The sequence below is a fragment of the Mangrovibacterium sp. genome (assembly GCF_041596335.1).
In the GTDB taxonomy this organism is placed as follows: domain Bacteria; phylum Bacteroidota; class Bacteroidia; order Bacteroidales; family Prolixibacteraceae; genus Mangrovibacterium.
The window spans coordinates 26,767-43,994 of sequence record NZ_JBFHIT010000038.1 but is presented as its reverse complement, the minus strand read 5'-3'; the positions used below and the strand labels follow the sequence as shown (position 1 = coordinate 43,994).

Sequence of the window (17,228 nt, the reverse complement as noted above, 5' to 3'; positions counted from 1 at the left end):
TGAATATTTTACCAACTTCGATATTCGCGACACCAAACTAATTCCGTTGCATGCACAAAAAGCAAAAGTAATCTCCGATCATCCCAGCGACTCGTACTCGATGGTTGAAGAGAACGGGCAAATTGCCTACCTGCAAATTGACAATCCGGAAAAATTCTGGAAAATATCAAAGTACGCGATTATCGAAGTGAAATAAAAAATCACGGTCAATTCTAAAATTTAGTTCGAAAAATATTCAAAATATCCCTTACCTCGAATAATTGCGTTAAACAAGCAAAAGCCGTTCCTGCCACTCAGGACGGCTTTTTCCATTTTACAAACAGGACAAAATTATTCTTCAAACAGCTGATTCAGCGCAACATAATAGTCATCCTCCCACCCCTCAGCAATGTTTTCGTAAGCCTCATCCGGAATATTTGTTTGGAAAACCTCCATACTGGTTCCTCCCTTGTTCGGATGTAGTTTTATGGTAACCACCGATGATTCTTCTTCCCCAAAATACCACTCCTGTACTATTTTTTGGTCCTTCACAAACTCGATGTTTTTCCCGCAAATACTGCCATCCCACATCGAAAATTCGCTCCCGGCTACCTCTTCCATCTCGGCCGTTTCACCAGTCCAAATTTCAATCATAAACTTGTTCGTAAGCGCGTTGTAAACATCTTTTGGTTCCGCGGTAATCGGAAAATATTTTCTATACTCTTTCATAATTCTGATTATTAATTAAGCCGTTCGCGCTTATACATTGGTTTATTTAATTTATAGGTGAACCCGATTGTGACAAACTCTTTAAACTGCCATTTAGCCCGGTATATCGTTTTTCCGTCAGCGTCGACACTACTGGTCGCAAAGGTCACATTATCATCGTATAACAAATGAATTAAGGCCTGCATGTTAATGTAATTACTGATTTTCATCGTGATCGTATTTTCCCAATTCACATCAAATTTGCTAAATGGAGCGTGGTAATTCAAGAACATCTTATACTTCGTTTGAATTGTCACGTCCGGAGTAAGATTGGTTTTGTATTTAATATCGGCGTTCAAACCAGGTTCCCAATAACTACGTCTATTTTCAGACACACCATAATTGGTCTGATCGACATTTACGGTATCTTTCACGTAGATGTTCTTCAAGGTTAGTGGCGAAATTAACACAGACAGATCTTTACTGGGCTTGTAATCCATACCTAGCTTAAACAGCGTCTTGGCCGGAGATAAAAAACCTGAAATCGGAGTGTCCCGATCCGGGTAGTCAAATCCTTTAAAAAACTGCGTTTCAAAATCCATTTCAAGTGAGTAGTACCATTTTTTGTAGGCCTGAATTCCATATCGGGTTATGAATTCAAACTTGTCATCGTTTTTTTGAATCTTATCATCGGCCGGTTTCAACCAACCATTTCTGATTTCGACTGAGTTTTCCCAACTCGTCTTCTTCGATGTATAATTGGCGTAACCTTTAAGAACCATCAACGTGGCCAGGGAACTTTTCCCTCCCTTTTTCCAGTTATTCACAAAGGTTTGAGTGAAGCCGAAGGTTGCATCAGCACCCAATATCCATGGAGTAATCACATTAAATCGTTTATCAACTTTTTGTAATGACGAGGGGCGTAACAACGGCTCAAAACTAACATCTTTCGTTTGCCTTTGCGAAAAGCGGGTCAATGTAACACCATCATCAATCAGCAGGCGAATTGCAGCACGGTCGACAGCTTGTATCCGAATCCCCAAGGAATCGTTTTGCTCGTTTTTCACAAACAGTCGCGACTGCCCCGGGTAAGTATTACTAAGAAAAACCTCCACCGAATCTTTGGTCGTATTATGAAACCAAAACGAAAGCTGTTCAGCATTCACATAATTTGTTAAGATCCGCAAACTACTTTCAACCGAATCATTCACTGCTGCCATCACCTGTTCGTTGTATGCAGTTAGCACGCGATAATTCCGGTAGCGAATAGAATCCGAAAATTCTCGTTGCATTTTCAATGAGTATTGCTTGATATATTCCGTCCGATAAGCTTCACTCACCGAATCGACGAACTGTTTCAACACGATCTCGTTGTATTTTATCCGGGCACTGTCCAGCATTGCTCGTTTAGTACTGTCCATTCGTTGCAAACGTCTGAAATCGTCCGGATTGGTTAACAACGAATCCGGCAACGCGCCAAAATTCTCCAGGCTATCAGGGATGCTAACGTATTTTGTACCTAACAATTTATAAGATTCATCCGGTGATATAATACGAGCTTTCTCATCAATATTTTGCAATAATTGTTCCGGCACCGGAATTTGGTCCTTAACGATACTGTTGCGAACAGATCGGTCAATTTTTTTCATTTGCTCATGCACTGTAGGAAAATCCATATAACCCGGAACCTTCAAGCTATCGGTTACATTATCAGGAGTTCTGAAAAAGTAACGCTGCTCGCTTTCCTTGTAAGCATTCAACTGTTTCAATAAGGTATCAACTTTTTCGGCCTGAATGTATTGAATTAATCCCCGCATCCGACCTTCCATTTCTGAACTTTGCGGAAACCAATGCCCTTGGCGGCTGAGAAAATAATTTAGATATTGAATGCTCGCTTTAACGGAATCCTGTTCTGAACCACTCTTCTGCCTATCCGGCACCGAAAAAGCGACGACATTTTGCATTCCCAATACGATAAGAATTCCAAACAGAAAAAACCTAATTCTCATAATGTGTAATTGTATAGTTGGCTTAAACTAATTTTATCCGACTTAATAACATTTCGCAACAACTCCAGCTAAGCCTCACGATTTCCAATTCTGAAATGGATTCGTTGCCAAACAGGAATTGTGGTAGCGCATATCGCCACTAACTTCCGTGCTGATCCAATCGGGTAATTGGATCTGTTCTTTAACATCGAAAAGTTCAACCTCAGCAATAATCAAGCCATTATTTGCTCCCTCAAAAACATCCACTTCCCATTTTTTCGCCTTATGGTGAATTATATGTCTCACCTTGTCAATCACCGGAAACACCGCTAATTTTAGTAATTCGGTGGCATCTGAAACCGGAATTTCATACTCAAATTCAGGACGACTTATCCCTGTCATTCTACCCTTAACAGTTAGAAAAGCCTTATCATCTGCAATTCGTACGCGAACTGTTCGTTCCGGGTCTGCACAAAGATACCCTTGAACCATCCGTATTTGTTGCTCCCCCCGAGGACAAAATCCATCCTGAACCAAAAATTTCCGCTCAATCTCAACAGCCATTTCCTGATTTTTAATATTTGAGTACAAAAATAGCAGACTCACCTGAATATTAGCTTTAAATCCGGAGAATAAACGCCGGTAAAATATTTAACGATTCGTCACGATGAAACTGTAATTCGCCGCGCAACATGCTAAACAACAGCAAACAAATCACAAATACTGATAAAATGAACGAAATATTCAAGCCTATGTTCTTTAACTTTATACAATAACGATTCGTTTCGTTCCTATGTGAGAACATTTTATTCCTTTTCTGATCCTGCCTCAATGGGCCTCCTGCTTTGACTACATATAGAAGACTCGTTCAAAAAAAAATCAAAATCACCTAATATGAATCCGATACAGGATCTAATAAAAAAAATGGCAGATACGAACGGTCGGAACCGCGAAAACCTTCTCCCCATATTACAAGCTGTAGTAAACCAGGAGAAGTACCTTTCCGAATTTGCCTTAATTGAAATTGCACGAGAGCTCGACCTTCCACCTGCCGAAGTTTATGGAACAGCGACCTTTTATTCCTTCCTCGAGCATCGCAAAATGGGCATATTCACCATTCGAGTTTGTAAAACCATTACCTGTTCTATGAAAGGTAAAAACCAGATTTTACAAGCGATTGAAGACAGTTTGAAAATTAGTGTCGGCGAAAGCACCCCCGACGGCAAATTCACACTGCTGCAAACCAACTGTTTGGGATGGTGCCACAAAGCTCCGGCTATGCTCATCAACGATGACGTATACACCGAACTGACTCCGGAAAAAGTCCGCGACATATTGAACAAGTATATGAAACCCACTCAAAATTAAAACTATGGCTTTTGACACCTATCATTTAAAAAGGGCCGATTTCATCTTTAAAGATGAACATGACTGGGGACAAATTCTCCGACGCGCTTTTCAGCTTCAACCCAATGAAATTATAAACGAACTAATGAGTTCGGAGCTGAAAGGACGTGGCGGTGCCGGATTCCCAACCGGTTTAAAATGGAAGCTCACATCCGAAGATTCCAGCTTGGAAAAATATGTGATTTGCAATGCTGACGAAGGCGAACCCGGAACTTTCAAAGACCGCGAAATTCTCACTCTTGTCCCCTACAAAGTACTCGTTGCAATGGCAGTTTGTGGCTATGTGATTGGTGCCAAACAAGGCTACATATACTTGCGTGGTGAATACAAATACCTGGTGCCGCAACTGCAAAAAGCAATCACCGAATTTGAGCAGTTCTGTCGCGAAATCAACCTCGACTTTCAAGTCCGTATTTTTCTGGGGAGCGGTGCATACATCTGTGGCGAAGAAACAGCTCTGTTCGAGTCGATGGAAGGAAAACGGGGCGAACCACGAAATAAACCGCCCTATCCCACCAATGTCGGATACAAAGGCGCACCAACGGTTATCAACAACGTGGAAACGTTGGCACACGCGTTTACAATTCTGAAATATGGAGCGAAAAAATTTTACGACCTTGGAGTCCAATACTCCCGGGGATCGAAATTATTCTCCGTATCCGGAGACACACCGAAGCCCGGAATTTATGAACTGGAACTAGGGATGAGCTTACAGGATTTTGTGAATGAATTTGGCGACGGCGATACCAAAGCTGTTCAGGTTGGCGGTGCCTCCGGCTTTTTGGTTCCCCGGAAAAAATTCGAGGAAACTGCCATTGGCTACAAAGGAAAACTATCGGGCATATCACTCCCTACAGGCGGCTCGATGATGCTTTTCAATAGTTCGCGATCCATGTACAATGTGCTCGACAACTACCTGGAGTTTTTCCGCGAGGAAAGCTGCGGACAGTGCACTCCCTGTAGGGTTGGTTGTCAACAACTGCACCAGGGAATAAGAGCCGTGAAACGAGGAGAAAAACCGACCAGCTACCTCAACAAATTGCTAAAGCTAACCGAAACCATGCAGTTGACTGCAAAGTGCGGACTGGGGCAATCAGTAGCCAACTCATTCTCGTCTATTGTCGAAAATTTCAGAGAAGAGATGATCTACTAGTTCTTCGGAACTGCGTTTTCAATTTAATCTCGTTTGATTTTGTATCGGGTCGAAAACAAAACACGAATTATTTCATCGTACTAAAATCCAACTTATGAATTCAAAAATAAATATCAGCATAAACGGAATACCCCGCCAGGTTGAAAAAGGACTGACGATTCTGGATGCTGCCCAGGAAGCAGGGATTATCATTCCAACATTGTGCTATCACAAGGACTTGTGTATAGCCGGAAATTGTCGGGTTTGTGTTGTTGAACTGCTTGGACAAAAGCGACTGTCAGCCGCCTGTGCTACTCCATGCGAAGAAGGAATGGATATTCGAACCAACAGCCTGCATGTTCGCAATTCCCGAAAACATATTATTGAGTTGCTCCTCTCCGAACATCGGGCCGAATGCACCTCGTGCTATAAAAACGGCAATTGCGAGCTTCAAAAACTGGCCTCTGATTACAAAATCATGACTCAGGATTTTATTCCGCTAGTGAAAAACAACAAATATACAATCGACGATTTTTCACCATCAATATTGAAGGACGACAGCAAATGCATTCGTTGCCAGCGCTGCGTACGAACATGCGCCGAACTGCAGGGAGTAAACGCTCTTACTGTCGCTCACAAAGGGGATAAGATGAAGATCTCTACATTCATCGAAAAATCAATGACCGACGTGGTATGCACCAATTGCGGACAATGCATCATTCACTGCCCAACCGGCGCACTGGTTGAGCGTAACTACATCGAAGAAGTTTGGGATGTTTTGGCGAACCCGAAACTTCACGTTGTTGTGCAAACAGCTCCCGCCGTGCGGGTTGGATTGGGAGAAGAACTGGGACTACCCACCGGAACGCGGGTAACCGGAAAAATGGTTGAAGCCTTAAAGCGGCTCGGATTCGACTCCGTTCTGGACACCGACTTCTCGGCCGACCTCACAATCGTTGAAGAGGGAACTGAATTGCTTGATCGGCTAAAAAAGAAACTGGTAGAAAAGGATGACTCAGTCAAACTTCCGATGGCAACATCCTGTTCTCCGGGGTGGATCAAATATGTCGAGCATCTCTATCCGGAATGCATGGAAAACCTTTCAAGCTGCAAATCGCCTCAACAAATGTTTGGAGCTCTTGTAAAAACATATTATGCAAAATCGAGAAAGCTAGATGCCAATAAAATCATTTCGGTTTCGGTGATGCCCTGCACGGCAAAAAAATTCGAAGCTTCCCGTCCGGAAATGCGCGACAGCGGTTTTGTCGATGTCGACTATGTCCTCACAACCAGAGAGCTGGCGATCATGATTAAACAAGCCGGTATCGATTTTGGCAAATTGCCCGACTCTAAATTTGATCGCCTGATGGGGGAATCTTCGGGAGCAGCCGTAATATTTGGAGCTACCGGTGGAGTAATGGAAGCGGCATTGCGAACAGTATACGAATTGATAACCGGGCGCGAAGTGCCATTTGAAAAACTAAACATAACTCCGGTTAGAGGTATTGAGGGCGTTCGGGAAGCAAGCATACGGATTGAAAATCCAATTCAGGAATGGGAATTTCTGAACGGAGTTGAGCTAAAATGTGCTGTCGCTCATGGCTTAGTCAATGCAAAAAAACTGATGGAACAGGTTAGAGCGGGGAATAGTCCGTACCACTTTATCGAAGTTATGGCTTGCCCCGGCGGATGTCTGGGCGGTGGTGGACAACCGATCCCAACCAATCCTGAAATTCGGAAAAAACGCATGGAAGCGATCTACGCCGAAGATGAAGCGATGACCATTCGTAAGTCGCACGAGAATCCGGAAGTTCTATTGCTATACCGCGATTTTCTGGGCAAACCATTGGGAGAACTATCTCATCGACTGCTACATACTCACTATACACCTCGCAATCGCTATTAAAATTGAATTGTGATTGAACCAGTAAAACGATTAAAACAACTCGATGGTGTTTTAATCGTTTTTTAGCTAAATTAAATAGCCTTCAATGTTATTTATTTGTTAATTTAGCATCAACTAAACCTTAGTCAATTGAAAGAGCGATTTACCTATTTCTCTCCCATCGGCCCACTCTGCATTGAAGCAGAGGACGGTAAAATTAGTTCGTTACAATTCAGCGACAGGGAGTTGACTTCCGAAAATTTCGACCCAAAACTTCTGACTTCAGTCACCGAGCAACTAAATGATTACTTTGCCGGATACCGCTTCGAGTTTGATCTGCCAATTCAACCTTCAGGTACCGACTTTCAAAAAAAAGTTTGGAATGAATTGCTGAACATTCCCTACGGCCAACTGGCCACTTATGGAAAAGTTGCCCAAATGTTAGGCGATAAAAATCTGGTTCGGGCAGTTGGTGGTGCAAACTCTAAAAACCCAATAGCAATCATCATTCCTTGCCACCGGGTAGTTGGCGCGAAAAATAATTTAATTGGATATGCTGGTGGTTTATGGCGGAAAAAGTGGCTACTTCAACACGAAATTACCAATAAACCTGACGAGGCTAATTTGTGGTAAGTTTTTAAGTTGAATGACTATTCTGACAATTTATTGACAGTGCGCCCCTCTAACAATTTGGATTTCAAAATATTTACATATTTTCACGAGCCATTAGCGCCGTTGAATTTTTGAAAGCGAAAATTACAACCGACAAAAAGAGGGAAACGTCAAGTCTTAAATCGATTTAACTATGTGGAGTATGCTGCGCTACAAAGAGTTTGGAATGGCTCTCTGTTTGCTACTATTTTTTGCCTCCTGTGACAAGGAAGAAGGAGAAGGAGGCACATCAACGAATGCCGGCAACGATTATCTGTTGAATTATACAAGTGAATTTTCATTGAAGAGCCGTGAGTATTATGCTCCCAATGTCGATTTCTTTATTGTCTGCGGAAACGATCGTATTCAGGCTGATAAAACGGAACCGAATAATAACGGATGGTATCGGGTTGAGTATTTGAATAAGGAAACTTATACGGTCTATACACATTCAAAAGATCCAGAACAACACTCGCCTTCCGGGAAAATTAGAGTTAAGCAAACGATTCAAACAACCGACTATATCACAACAACTTATTTCAGAAATCGAATACAGTCTTCCTATAACGTAAAAGGAATTCCGCCGGAGGCCTCAATCAGTTATGAATTGCTTTGGAGCGTAAATAACTACAGCGCACAGCAAATTGAAAAATTCAGATTTGTTGCCTGAATGGAATACTGCTTTAACAAACGGAACAAGCCTGGTGTATTGCGGGTTGTGGCCAAAACTGCCAACAAACCGGATCCAACCAGGATAAACATCCTTGCCATCGATTACAAAATTAATTTATAAATTGGGCTCGACTCATTTCAAATTGCATCCATGAAAAACATCTACCTCTGTTTACTTTTTATCTATTTCACTCTTCCTTCAATTGGGCAGCAGTTGCGGATTAGCGAAGTACAATCGAGCAACTCAACCGTGCTACAGGACGAGGATGGAGATTTTTCGGACTGGATTGAATTGGTCAACTCAGGAGAGTCATCGGTTAACCTGTCAAATTATTTCATATCAGATGATGAAATCTCGTCTTCCCAATGGCAATTCCCAAGCTACAGTCTGAAAGCGGGCGAAACGATCGTTATTTTTGCATCGGGCAAAGATCGGAAAGTTGCCCCCTCGCACTGGAATCCTATTATTGAGATGGGGGATGAATGGAAATACATAGTTCCGGAGGATAATATTGCTAACTGGAATAGCCTGACATATGACGACACAACCTGGCTAAATGGTAAAAGCGGATTTGGATATGCCGACAATGACGATAGCACAATTGTAGAAAAAACGATCAGTATTTATCTTCGAAATGAGTTTACAATAGACGCCCCATCAGAAATCACACAGCTGCTTCTACACATGGATTACGATGACGGATTTGTGGCCTACATTAATGGAGTCGAAATTGCCCGGGCTAATCTGGGAACAATCGGGCAACCAGTAAATTTTGACGATCTGGCTACCATTGATCATGAAGCAGGCATGTACCAGGGACTAGCGCCTGATTCGTTCAACATTGAAAACTTTAGCGAACTGCTCAAGGTTGGTACAAATTTGCTGGCCATTGAGGTTCACAACAATTGGGCTGAATCGAGCGATTTAACGGCTATTCCGTTTTTGTCGGCGCAAAGTGCAACTTATACCGATCAGCAAACGCTCCCAATATTAGGGCTGCAGAGTTTAACCAGTCACACGAACTTCAAACTTAGCGCCGAGGGTGACAGTTTATTCCTATTCGACACAAATGCGAAAAAAATCGATGAACTTATTGTGCCGGCGTTGCGAATAGACCACACTGCCGGTTTCAAACCAAACGACTATAGCCAGCTATATTTTTTCCAGACACCAACACCCTGGTTACCAAACACAAGCACAGCATTTCTGAACGAAGAAACGGTTTTACCGCAGTTCTCGGTTGCCGGTGGAATTTATGACCAATCGGTTGAACTTGTTTTAAGCACTGCAAACCCTGCAGACACGATTTATTACACAACCGACGGCTCGGATCCCGACACATTGTCGCTTTTCTACTTCGCTCCCATTCATCTCGACAATCCCACAACCGTAAAAGCCAGAATCATCAAGAATGGCTACCTGCCCGGAACAATTGTCACTCAAAGTTATTTCCCTTCCTACAACAAAGCACTTCCGGTGGTATTCATCTCAACTACCCCTGACAACCTTTGGGACTACTACTCCGGCATCTATACTACCGGACCAAATGCTGCATCGAATTTTCCATACAGAGGAGCCAACTTCTGGATGGATTGGGAAAAGGCGGTTCATGCCGAATTGTATTTCCCATCGAACAAAGAAGGTTTTTCGATGAACGGTGGTCTCAAAATATTTGGCAACTATTCAAGAGGATACGACCAAAAATCGATGGCTTTCTACGCTCGTTCAAAATACGGCGATGGCGATATCGATTGTAAAATATTTGATCAAAAGCCCATTGACAGCTTCGAAAGTATCGTATTCCGAAGTGGTGGAACCGATAGTTTTGGTGAAGTTCAAAGCTGGGGAACCATCGTCCGCGATTTGATACTAACCCAAATTGGGATCGACTTGGATTTGGATGCACAGGCTGCGCAGCCTTGTGTTATCTATTTAAACGGCGACTATTGGGGAATCTATAACATCCGTGAAAAAGTGAATGAACATTTTATTGCTGATAACAACGGAATTGACGAGGACAACATCGATATTCTGGAGTATGATTCACTGGTTGTAGCCGGGTCGAATGAGAATTACCTCAACATGCTGGAGTTCATTCAAAATAATAGTCTGGCGACCACTGCAAACTACGACTACATTAAAACCCAAATGGACATCGACAATTTTATTCGATACAACATTATTGAACAATATGCCCACAATACCGACTGGCCCGGAAATAACATCAAGTACTGGAGAGAACAAAGTGAAACAGGAAAGTGGCGATGGATTCTTTACGACGTTGACGCGACATTCGGTATTTGGTTTTTCGATGAAGAATTACATACCAATTCCATCGCCCTGGCCTTAGATCCGGATAATGATGACTGGCCAAACCCAGCTTGGTCGACGCTAATTTTGAGATCTTTAATGACCAACCAAGGGTTTAAAGAGCGATTTATTAACACCTTTGCCGACCATCTGAACACCACTCTTTTACCCGATTCTATGAAAAACAGAATCGTCGCGTCCGTTCAAACAATTGAAGACGAAATTGAATATCATACGGAAAAATGGGGAAGTTTCCCTGAAAAATGGCAATTCAATATTTCCCGACTAAAAACATTTGCCGAAAAGCGACCATCAATTCTGCGAAAATTCATTTTAGAACAATTCAGCCTGGCCGACAGCCTCAATGTACAATTGGCAACATCGGGATGCGAAGGGGCAAACATCCAACTTAATACAATTTTGTTAGATCAATTTCCATGGACCGGAATCTATTTTGAAGAGGTTCCAATTGAGCTGACTGCCATTGCTCCAATTGGATACAAATTTGCCCGCTGGGAAGGTGATTTTCAATCCACCGAAGCGCAGATTTCTGTTCCTATGGATAAAGCCTACTCCCTGACAGCTGTTTTCGAGGAAGATGAATCGTCGAAAAATATGCAAATCACCGAAATCATGTATCATCCTTCAAACGAATTTGACAGTGATGACTGGGTGGAATTATATAATAACAGTCCGAACTATGTGAACCTTTCCAATTGGATTCTGAAAGATTCCGACGATCTTAACCAGTATAAATTTCAAACCAACACAATTCTGGGCCCACATGAATATCTGGTGGTGTGCCGTAATACGGCCAATTTCAACCTAATATACCCCGACGTCGAAAATTATCAAGGATCACTTGGCTTTGGATTTAGCAGCAACGGCGAGTGTATTCGCCTGTATAATTCGAAAAGTGAGCTAATTGATCAGGTATGCTATTCTTCAGAGTCTCCCTGGCCAACTGAAGCGGATGGTTTGGGCTACAGTTTAATACTGAAAGACTTGAATGCTGATAATTCGCTGGCACAAAACTGGTCCATTTCGTCGACAATCCTTGGTAGTCCGGGTAATGAAAATGTAACAACCTCTGGTTCAACACCAATCGAGAATAACAGTTATATTGTACGAAACTATCCGAATCCAAGCGATTGGAGCACAACCATTGAAGTGTATAACTCGCTAAAACAAAACGTTACCATTACAATCTTTAACCTTCAAGGGCAATTAGAAACGGTTCTGTTCTCAGGTATTTTAGATGAAGGAACGCAACAATTTGAATGGACCACAACACAAAAGCCGTCTGGTATTTACCTGGTCCGAATGAGTACGCCATCAGAAAGAAGTTATTTGAAAATAGTCATTCAACACTAAAAAGACTAAAAAACAGCAATCGTATTTCAATCGTGCCGGCGGTTTTCAAAATGCTTCGAGTCGCCCCATTCGCCGTAGCCAATTTCGCTACCCGCCAGTTCAATGCGGGCTTCAAGACAATTGCGGCATTGATCGGCATCCTCATCCAGGCAGGGTTTGTCTTCGTAAAGCTGATACTCCTTTCGAAAAGCGCTCGGTGTAAGGTTTGGCATAATGATATTCGCGCCAATCTTTACCGCTTTTTCACGACCGGCAGGGTCAATTGCCTGCAACGCAGTTGCAGCAGCAATATTAATATCGGGCATCAACAAACGCAGGGTGGCAACCATTCGCAGACCCAAGTCGAAGCGTTCCTGCTTAGTTTTCAGTAAATCACGATGTTTGTACAACGGTGTATCTTCGTGTTCAATATATGGGCCCATGCCCACCATATCCACATCAATCCGTTTCAAAAACAGCAAATCGTCGGCTAAATCACCCATCGTTTGAAATGGCAGTCCAATCATCACTCCGGTTCCAACCTGATAGCCACATTCCTTCAACAAACGCAGGCATTCCAGACGTTTTTCGAAAGAATGATGATCGTTGTTGGGGTGAATTTTAGCGTACAATTCCGGATTCGAACTTTCAATTCGAAGCAAATAGCGATGCGCTCCGCTTGCAAACCATCGCTGGTAGGTTTCGCGACTTTGTTCGCCACACGAAAGGGTGATTCCAAGTTCACCGTTCGATAGTTCCTTGATTTTTTTGACGAGAGAATCCACCCGGTCGATAAAGAACGAAGTAGCCAATTCGCCCGATTGCAGCACCACCGAGCCGAATTTATTTTCCCAGGCAAAACGGCAGGCCGCCAAAATATCATTGTCGGCTGCCTCGTAACGAACGACCTTCGCGTTGCTATGTCGGATTCCGCAATACAGGCAATCTTTCGAACACTCATTCGAGAATTCCACCAACCCCCGAAAATAAACCTTCTTTCCTACTACCGCCTCTTTTCGGGCTGCCGCAGCCGAGAACAGAGCGGTACGCTCGGCTCCTTCCGCTTCAAGCATTCGAATTAAATCCTCCCGGCTAAACTCGAGCTGTGCCAAAATATCGTCAAACTTTTTCACGCTGCGAAGATAAGAATTTCTCCGGCTGATTTCCGAACGCTCATCCGGTGAATCGCCTTCAACCTAAACCCTTTAAAGTTGTTTCACTAAAAAAACAAGTGATATGGCTGAACTAAAAACCAAAGCGACCAACCAATCTGTCGAGGACTTCCTGCAGACCGTTGATCCACCGCAAAAACGCGACGACAGTTTTAAAATTCTGGAACTGATGAAAAAGCTCAGCGGATTTCCACCTAAAATGTGGGGCGATAGCATTATCGGGTTCGGAGATTACCATTACCAATACGCCAGTGGTCGCGAGGGCGACTGGTTTCAAATTGGGTTCTCTCCTCGTAAACAGAATTTTTCGATTTATCTGATGTCGTGCAATGCGCCAGAAGAGTTAGCCGACGAGCTGAAACGCCTTGGCAAACACAAAACCGGCAAAGGATGCCTCTATTTTAATAAACTCGCTGATATTGACTGGCATGTTTTGGCAGAGATGATCCAAAAATCGCTCAATAAGATGAAATAAATCGCCAAAGCCAATACCGTTGTGGCTGATTTTCAAGGATTAATTTTCCATTTCCCTCCCAATTTGTCCGCTTCACCTCCCGGAAAATGGAAGAAGATTTGTAATTTTGTCCAATAACCTGCGGGAAGGTCGGCAGACTGACTTCAAGGGACTTGTTGTTAAATTATTGCTGAATGAAAGCCGGTTCGTTTCTTGCCGATTGATTTAGTAACTAATTATTGTCCGCATCTCCCCGCAAAAACCAAACGTCATGAACACCGAAAAAAGATTGGGTTTTGTGGGAATTATCCTTGAAGACCGCGAACAAGCTGCTTCTCCAGTCAACGAAATTCTTTCTAAACATGCCTCAATTATTTTAGCCCGTACCGGAATTCCGCATATTAAAGGTGAAAATTCCGTTATCACCTTGGTTGTCGACAGTACAACCGACGAGCTGGGGCAGCTAACAGGCCGGCTGGGTTTAATCCCCGGCGTTCAGGTAAAATCCGCATTATCAAAAAAATAACCACTACAGAAATGACCATAAACACCGATTTCATAAACGACCAATCGATCAGCGAAATTCTTTCGAAACACAGCAAACCCGATACTGCAAAGGTTCAGGAAGTGCTGGTGAAAGCGCGCGAAATGAAAGGCCTTTCGCTGGAAGATGTGGCCGTGCTGACCGGCATGAGCGATCCGTTGCAGATGAAGGAACTGTTCGATACCGCCAACTTTATAAAAGACACCATTTATGGCAAGCGCCTTGTTGTGTTTGCACCGCTTTACATTACCAACCTGTGTGCCAACGAATGTACCTATTGCGCTTTCCGCGCAAAAAACAAAGCCATTGTTCGTCGTGCATTGAATCAGGAGGAGATTAAACACGAAACTCAAGCGCTGATCAAACAAGGTCATAAACGGGTGCTGCTGGTGGCCGGTGAAAGCTACCCCAAACAAGGGTTTCAATATGTGCTCGATTCTGTTCGCTCGGTTTACGAAGCTAGTTACGAAGGAGCTGAAATTCGTCGTGTGAATGTGAATGTTGCTCCGCTCACAGTAGACGAGTTCAAGCTACTGAAGGCTGAAAAAATAGGAACCTACCAGATTTTTCAGGAAACCTACCACCGCGAAACGTATAAAAAAGTACACATTGGCGGAAAAAAAATGGACTACGACTGGCGGGTAACAGCACCACACCGGGCTATGGAGGCTGGTATCGATGATATTGGTATCGGTGTACTGTTTGGTCTGTACGATTACCGTTTCGAGTTGCTGGCACTAATGCAACACATTCGTGAGCTGGAACGTGCATTTGGTGTTGGGCCACACACAATTAGCGTTCCGCGTTTGGAACCCGCCACCGGATCCGACCTGGCATCGCAACCGCCATTCCCAGTCAACGATTTGGAGTTCCGACGTATTGTTGCCATTCTGCGCTGCGCCGTTCCCTACACCGGTATAATTATGTCGACGCGAGAAACCCAACAAATGCGCCGCGATACCTTTGCCTTGGGCGTATCGCAAATATCGGCAGGAAGCCGCACCAATCCGGGTGGCTACGAAGAAGATGACGAAATATCCGGCCAATTTAGCCTCGGCGATCACCGTCCGATGGACGAGGTCATTCGCGATGTGGCTCTGATGGGCTATATTCCCTCGTTCTGTACCGGCTGCTATCGCCTGGGGCGAACAGGTCAGGATTTTATGGATCTGGCCAAACCCGGAGCAATAAAAGCACATTGCGGACCAAACGCACTAAGTAGTTTTATGGAATACCTTAACAATTACGCATCGCCCGAAACCTATAAAGTTGGCGTTGATTTGGTTGAACGAACTATTGCTGAACTGGAGGGACTTCCGGCTGAACGTGCCCGCAAACTCGTAGACCGGGTAAACAAGGGCCAAACGGACGTATTTTGTTAAAAACGACTAAAGGACTGAGACTTGAGTGATGAGCCTAAAGCTCTCACTCTCGTTTCAACACGAACTCCAAATACAATCCCAAACCTTAAAACATGAATTCCGGAACTACACCAACCCGAACGGAAACCGACTTTTTAGGCAGTCTCGAAATTCCGGCAAAAGCGCTGTATGGAATTCATACAGCAAGGGCTTTGCAGAACTTTGAACTAGCCGGACGCCCTGTGAATCCGGATTTGAAAAGCGCTTACGGCTGGGTAAAACTGGCCTGTTTCCAGATTAATCGGGAGTTGGGCTATTTCACCGAGGCCGAAAAAGCGGATGCTATTGAAAAAGCTTGTCGCGAACTGGCCGCCGGCGAACTGAACCGGTGGATTGTAGTTGACGCTATACAGGGCGGGGCTGGCACCTCAACCAACATGAACGTAAACGAAGTAATTGCCAACCGGGCTCTGCAAATTTTAGGGAAAGAATTAGGCGACTACCAATCCGTGTCTCCTCTAGACGATATAAACCTGCACCAATCAACCAACGACAGCTACCCCACCGCCACGAAACTGGCAGCAATTCTTCGGCTGCGAACTGTTGAACAAGCCGTATTGCAACTGCAGGAAGCCTTTCAACAAAAAGAAAAGGAATTTGCCGATGTGGTAAAAATAGGACGAACCCAGCTGCAGGATGCCGTTCTGACTACGCTAGGCCGCGAAATGGCTGCCTATGCTGAAGCTTTTAACCGCGATCGCTGGCGGATATACAAATGTGAGGAACGACTGCGGGTTGTCAATCTCGGTGGAACAGCGATTGGCAGTGGACTGGGTGCTCCGCGTCAATTCATCTTTCGGGCAACCGACCGTTTACGCGAGTTAACAAACAGCTCACTAGCCCGTGCAGAAAACCTGATGGAATGCACACAAAACACCGATGTGTTTGTTGAAGTATCGGGCATATTGAAAGCTTGCGCCGCCAATCTGTTCAAGGTCGCTAATGACTTGCGGCTACTTTCGAGTGGCCCCGACGGGGGCTTGGGAGAAATTACGCTACCGCCCGTGCAGGCCGGTTCGTCTATTATGCCGGGCAAAGTGAACCCGGTAATTCCGGAAAGCATTGCGCAGGCAGCAATGCAGGTGATCGCAAACGATCAGCTTATCACGCAGGCCTGTATGAACGGGAATCTGGAGCTTAACCAGTTTATGCCGGTTATTGCCGACGCACTGCTTGGCAGTTTGCAATTACTGGAAAAAGCAGCGACTTCGTTTCGTACCAGGTGCGTTGCCGGCCTGGCTGCCAACCGCGACAAATGCCGCTCTCAGGTGCTAAACTCAACAGCTGTCATCACCGCACTGATCCCCAAACTGGGCTACGAACAATGTTCAAAAATTGCCGGGCTAGCCAAACAAGAAAACTGCTCAATCAGGGAGGTTGTACTTCGGCAAAAACTGATAGACGAGAGTACCTTCGAACAACTAATCAGTCCCGAAGCAGTCAATAAACTAGGATTTTAGAACTATTAATGATTTTCGATAAATTTTTAAAACTTTGTTAATAGTATTTTTTATTTAGAACTATTCTCGATAAATTGCTGCCAGTTATAAA

The 17,228-nt window shown here is 44.0% G+C and carries 14 protein-coding genes and 1 pseudogene; 11 read left to right on the top strand and 4 right to left on the bottom strand.

The window, feature by feature from the left end:
• Positions 1 to 196 (top strand): annotated as a pseudogene (locus tag ABZD21_RS13425) (hypothetical protein); the annotation flags it as partial.
• Positions 197 to 330: 134 nt separating this feature from the next.
• Here the strand turns inward: ABZD21_RS13425 and ABZD21_RS13420 are convergent.
• From ABZD21_RS13420 to ABZD21_RS13410, 3 genes are all read right to left on the bottom strand, one after another.
• Positions 331 to 708 carry an SRPBCC domain-containing protein gene (locus ABZD21_RS13420; RefSeq protein ID WP_372775544.1) on the bottom strand — a complete coding sequence of 126 codons (378 nt, stop codon included), beginning with the start codon at positions 706 to 708 and terminating at the stop codon, positions 331 to 333.
• A gap of 11 nt (positions 709 to 719) precedes the next feature.
• Positions 720 to 2,696, bottom strand: a complete 1,977-nt coding sequence (locus ABZD21_RS13415) for a DUF3078 domain-containing protein (RefSeq protein WP_372775543.1) — start codon at positions 2,694 to 2,696, stop codon at positions 720 to 722.
• Positions 2,697 to 2,771: 75 nt separating this feature from the next.
• Positions 2,772 to 3,239 (bottom strand): CYTH domain-containing protein, encoded by a 468-nt coding sequence (locus tag ABZD21_RS13410; RefSeq protein ID WP_372775542.1) that lies wholly within the window; start codon positions 3,237 to 3,239, stop codon positions 2,772 to 2,774.
• 360 nt (positions 3,240 to 3,599) lie between these two features.
• Here ABZD21_RS13410 and ABZD21_RS13405 point away from each other — a divergent pair, with 360 nt between their 5' ends.
• From ABZD21_RS13405 to ABZD21_RS13380, 6 genes are all read left to right on the top strand, one after another.
• Complete coding sequence (locus tag ABZD21_RS13405; RefSeq protein WP_372775541.1) at positions 3,600 to 4,043, top strand: NAD(P)H-dependent oxidoreductase subunit E; 444 nt, start codon at positions 3,600 to 3,602, stop codon at positions 4,041 to 4,043.
• Positions 4,044 to 4,047: 4 nt separating this feature from the next.
• A complete protein-coding gene (locus ABZD21_RS13400) occupies positions 4,048 to 5,235 on the top strand; it encodes an NADH-ubiquinone oxidoreductase-F iron-sulfur binding region domain-containing protein (RefSeq protein WP_372775540.1) in 1,188 nt (395 codons plus the stop codon).
• 94 nt (positions 5,236 to 5,329) lie between these two features.
• On the top strand, positions 5,330 to 7,120 hold the full coding sequence (locus ABZD21_RS13395) for an NADH-dependent [FeFe] hydrogenase, group A6 (protein WP_372775539.1): 1,791 nt from the start codon (positions 5,330 to 5,332) through the stop codon (positions 7,118 to 7,120).
• Between the two features lie 129 nt (positions 7,121 to 7,249).
• Entirely contained in the window at positions 7,250 to 7,732 is a 483-nt protein-coding gene (locus ABZD21_RS13390; RefSeq protein ID WP_372775538.1) for a methylated-DNA--[protein]-cysteine S-methyltransferase, read from the top strand.
• 172 nt (positions 7,733 to 7,904) lie between these two features.
• Positions 7,905 to 8,420: a hypothetical protein gene (locus ABZD21_RS13385; RefSeq protein WP_372775537.1), complete on the top strand. Its 516-nt coding sequence runs from the start codon at positions 7,905 to 7,907 to the stop codon at positions 8,418 to 8,420.
• Positions 8,421 to 8,573: 153 nt separating this feature from the next.
• The gene (locus ABZD21_RS13380) at positions 8,574 to 12,107 is read left to right on the top strand and encodes a CotH kinase family protein (protein WP_372775536.1); all 3,534 of its coding nucleotides are present in this window, start codon (positions 8,574 to 8,576) and stop codon (positions 12,105 to 12,107) included.
• Between the two features lie 26 nt (positions 12,108 to 12,133).
• On the opposite strand, the gene hydE is transcribed toward ABZD21_RS13380, so the two are convergent.
• The gene (gene hydE / locus ABZD21_RS13375; RefSeq protein ID WP_372775535.1) at positions 12,134 to 13,219 is read right to left on the bottom strand and encodes a [FeFe] hydrogenase H-cluster radical SAM maturase HydE; all 1,086 of its coding nucleotides are present in this window, start codon (positions 13,217 to 13,219) and stop codon (positions 12,134 to 12,136) included.
• Positions 13,220 to 13,322: 103 nt separating this feature from the next.
• On the opposite strand from hydE, the gene ABZD21_RS13370 reads away from it, so the two are divergent.
• The 4 genes from ABZD21_RS13370 to ABZD21_RS13355 all read left to right on the top strand — a co-directional run bounded on the left by ABZD21_RS13370 (position 13,323) and on the right by ABZD21_RS13355 (position 17,137).
• Positions 13,323 to 13,733: a DUF1801 domain-containing protein gene (locus tag ABZD21_RS13370; protein ID WP_372775534.1), complete on the top strand. Its 411-nt coding sequence runs from the start codon at positions 13,323 to 13,325 to the stop codon at positions 13,731 to 13,733.
• Between the two features lie 250 nt (positions 13,734 to 13,983).
• Positions 13,984 to 14,238 carry a TM1266 family iron-only hydrogenase system putative regulator gene (locus ABZD21_RS13365; protein WP_372775533.1) on the top strand — a complete coding sequence of 85 codons (255 nt, stop codon included), beginning with the start codon at positions 13,984 to 13,986 and terminating at the stop codon, positions 14,236 to 14,238.
• Positions 14,239 to 14,249: 11 nt separating this feature from the next.
• Complete coding sequence (gene hydG, locus ABZD21_RS13360; protein WP_372775532.1) at positions 14,250 to 15,638, top strand: [FeFe] hydrogenase H-cluster radical SAM maturase HydG; 1,389 nt, start codon at positions 14,250 to 14,252, stop codon at positions 15,636 to 15,638.
• Positions 15,639 to 15,730: 92 nt separating this feature from the next.
• On the top strand, positions 15,731 to 17,137 hold the full coding sequence (locus ABZD21_RS13355; RefSeq protein ID WP_372775531.1) for an aspartate ammonia-lyase: 1,407 nt from the start codon (positions 15,731 to 15,733) through the stop codon (positions 17,135 to 17,137).
• The last annotated feature ends 91 nt before the right edge of the window (positions 17,138 to 17,228 follow it).

What these genes read in the sequence shown, in the direction of transcription:
- ABZD21_RS13420 (WP_372775544.1), bottom strand. Translation starts at nt 708, where the DNA reads ATGAAAGAGTATAGAAAATATTTTCCGATTACCGCGGAACCAAAAGAT.
- ABZD21_RS13415 (WP_372775543.1), bottom strand. Translation starts at nt 2,696, where the DNA reads ATGAGAATTAGGTTTTTTCTGTTTGGAATTCTTATCGTATTGGGAATG.
- ABZD21_RS13410 (WP_372775542.1), bottom strand. Translation starts at nt 3,239, where the DNA reads ATGGCTGTTGAGATTGAGCGGAAATTTTTGGTTCAGGATGGATTTTGT.
- ABZD21_RS13405 (WP_372775541.1), top strand. Translation starts at nt 3,600, where the DNA reads ATGGCAGATACGAACGGTCGGAACCGCGAAAACCTTCTCCCCATATTA.
- ABZD21_RS13400 (WP_372775540.1), top strand. Translation starts at nt 4,048, where the DNA reads ATGGCTTTTGACACCTATCATTTAAAAAGGGCCGATTTCATCTTTAAA.
- ABZD21_RS13395 (WP_372775539.1), top strand. Translation starts at nt 5,330, where the DNA reads ATGAATTCAAAAATAAATATCAGCATAAACGGAATACCCCGCCAGGTT.
- ABZD21_RS13385 (WP_372775537.1), top strand. Translation starts at nt 7,905, where the DNA reads ATGTGGAGTATGCTGCGCTACAAAGAGTTTGGAATGGCTCTCTGTTTG.
- ABZD21_RS13380 (WP_372775536.1), top strand. Translation starts at nt 8,574, where the DNA reads ATGAAAAACATCTACCTCTGTTTACTTTTTATCTATTTCACTCTTCCT.
- ABZD21_RS13370 (WP_372775534.1), top strand. Translation starts at nt 13,323, where the DNA reads ATGGCTGAACTAAAAACCAAAGCGACCAACCAATCTGTCGAGGACTTC.
- ABZD21_RS13365 (WP_372775533.1), top strand. Translation starts at nt 13,984, where the DNA reads ATGAACACCGAAAAAAGATTGGGTTTTGTGGGAATTATCCTTGAAGAC.
- hydG (WP_372775532.1), top strand. Translation starts at nt 14,250, where the DNA reads ATGACCATAAACACCGATTTCATAAACGACCAATCGATCAGCGAAATT.
- ABZD21_RS13355 (WP_372775531.1), top strand. Translation starts at nt 15,731, where the DNA reads ATGAATTCCGGAACTACACCAACCCGAACGGAAACCGACTTTTTAGGC.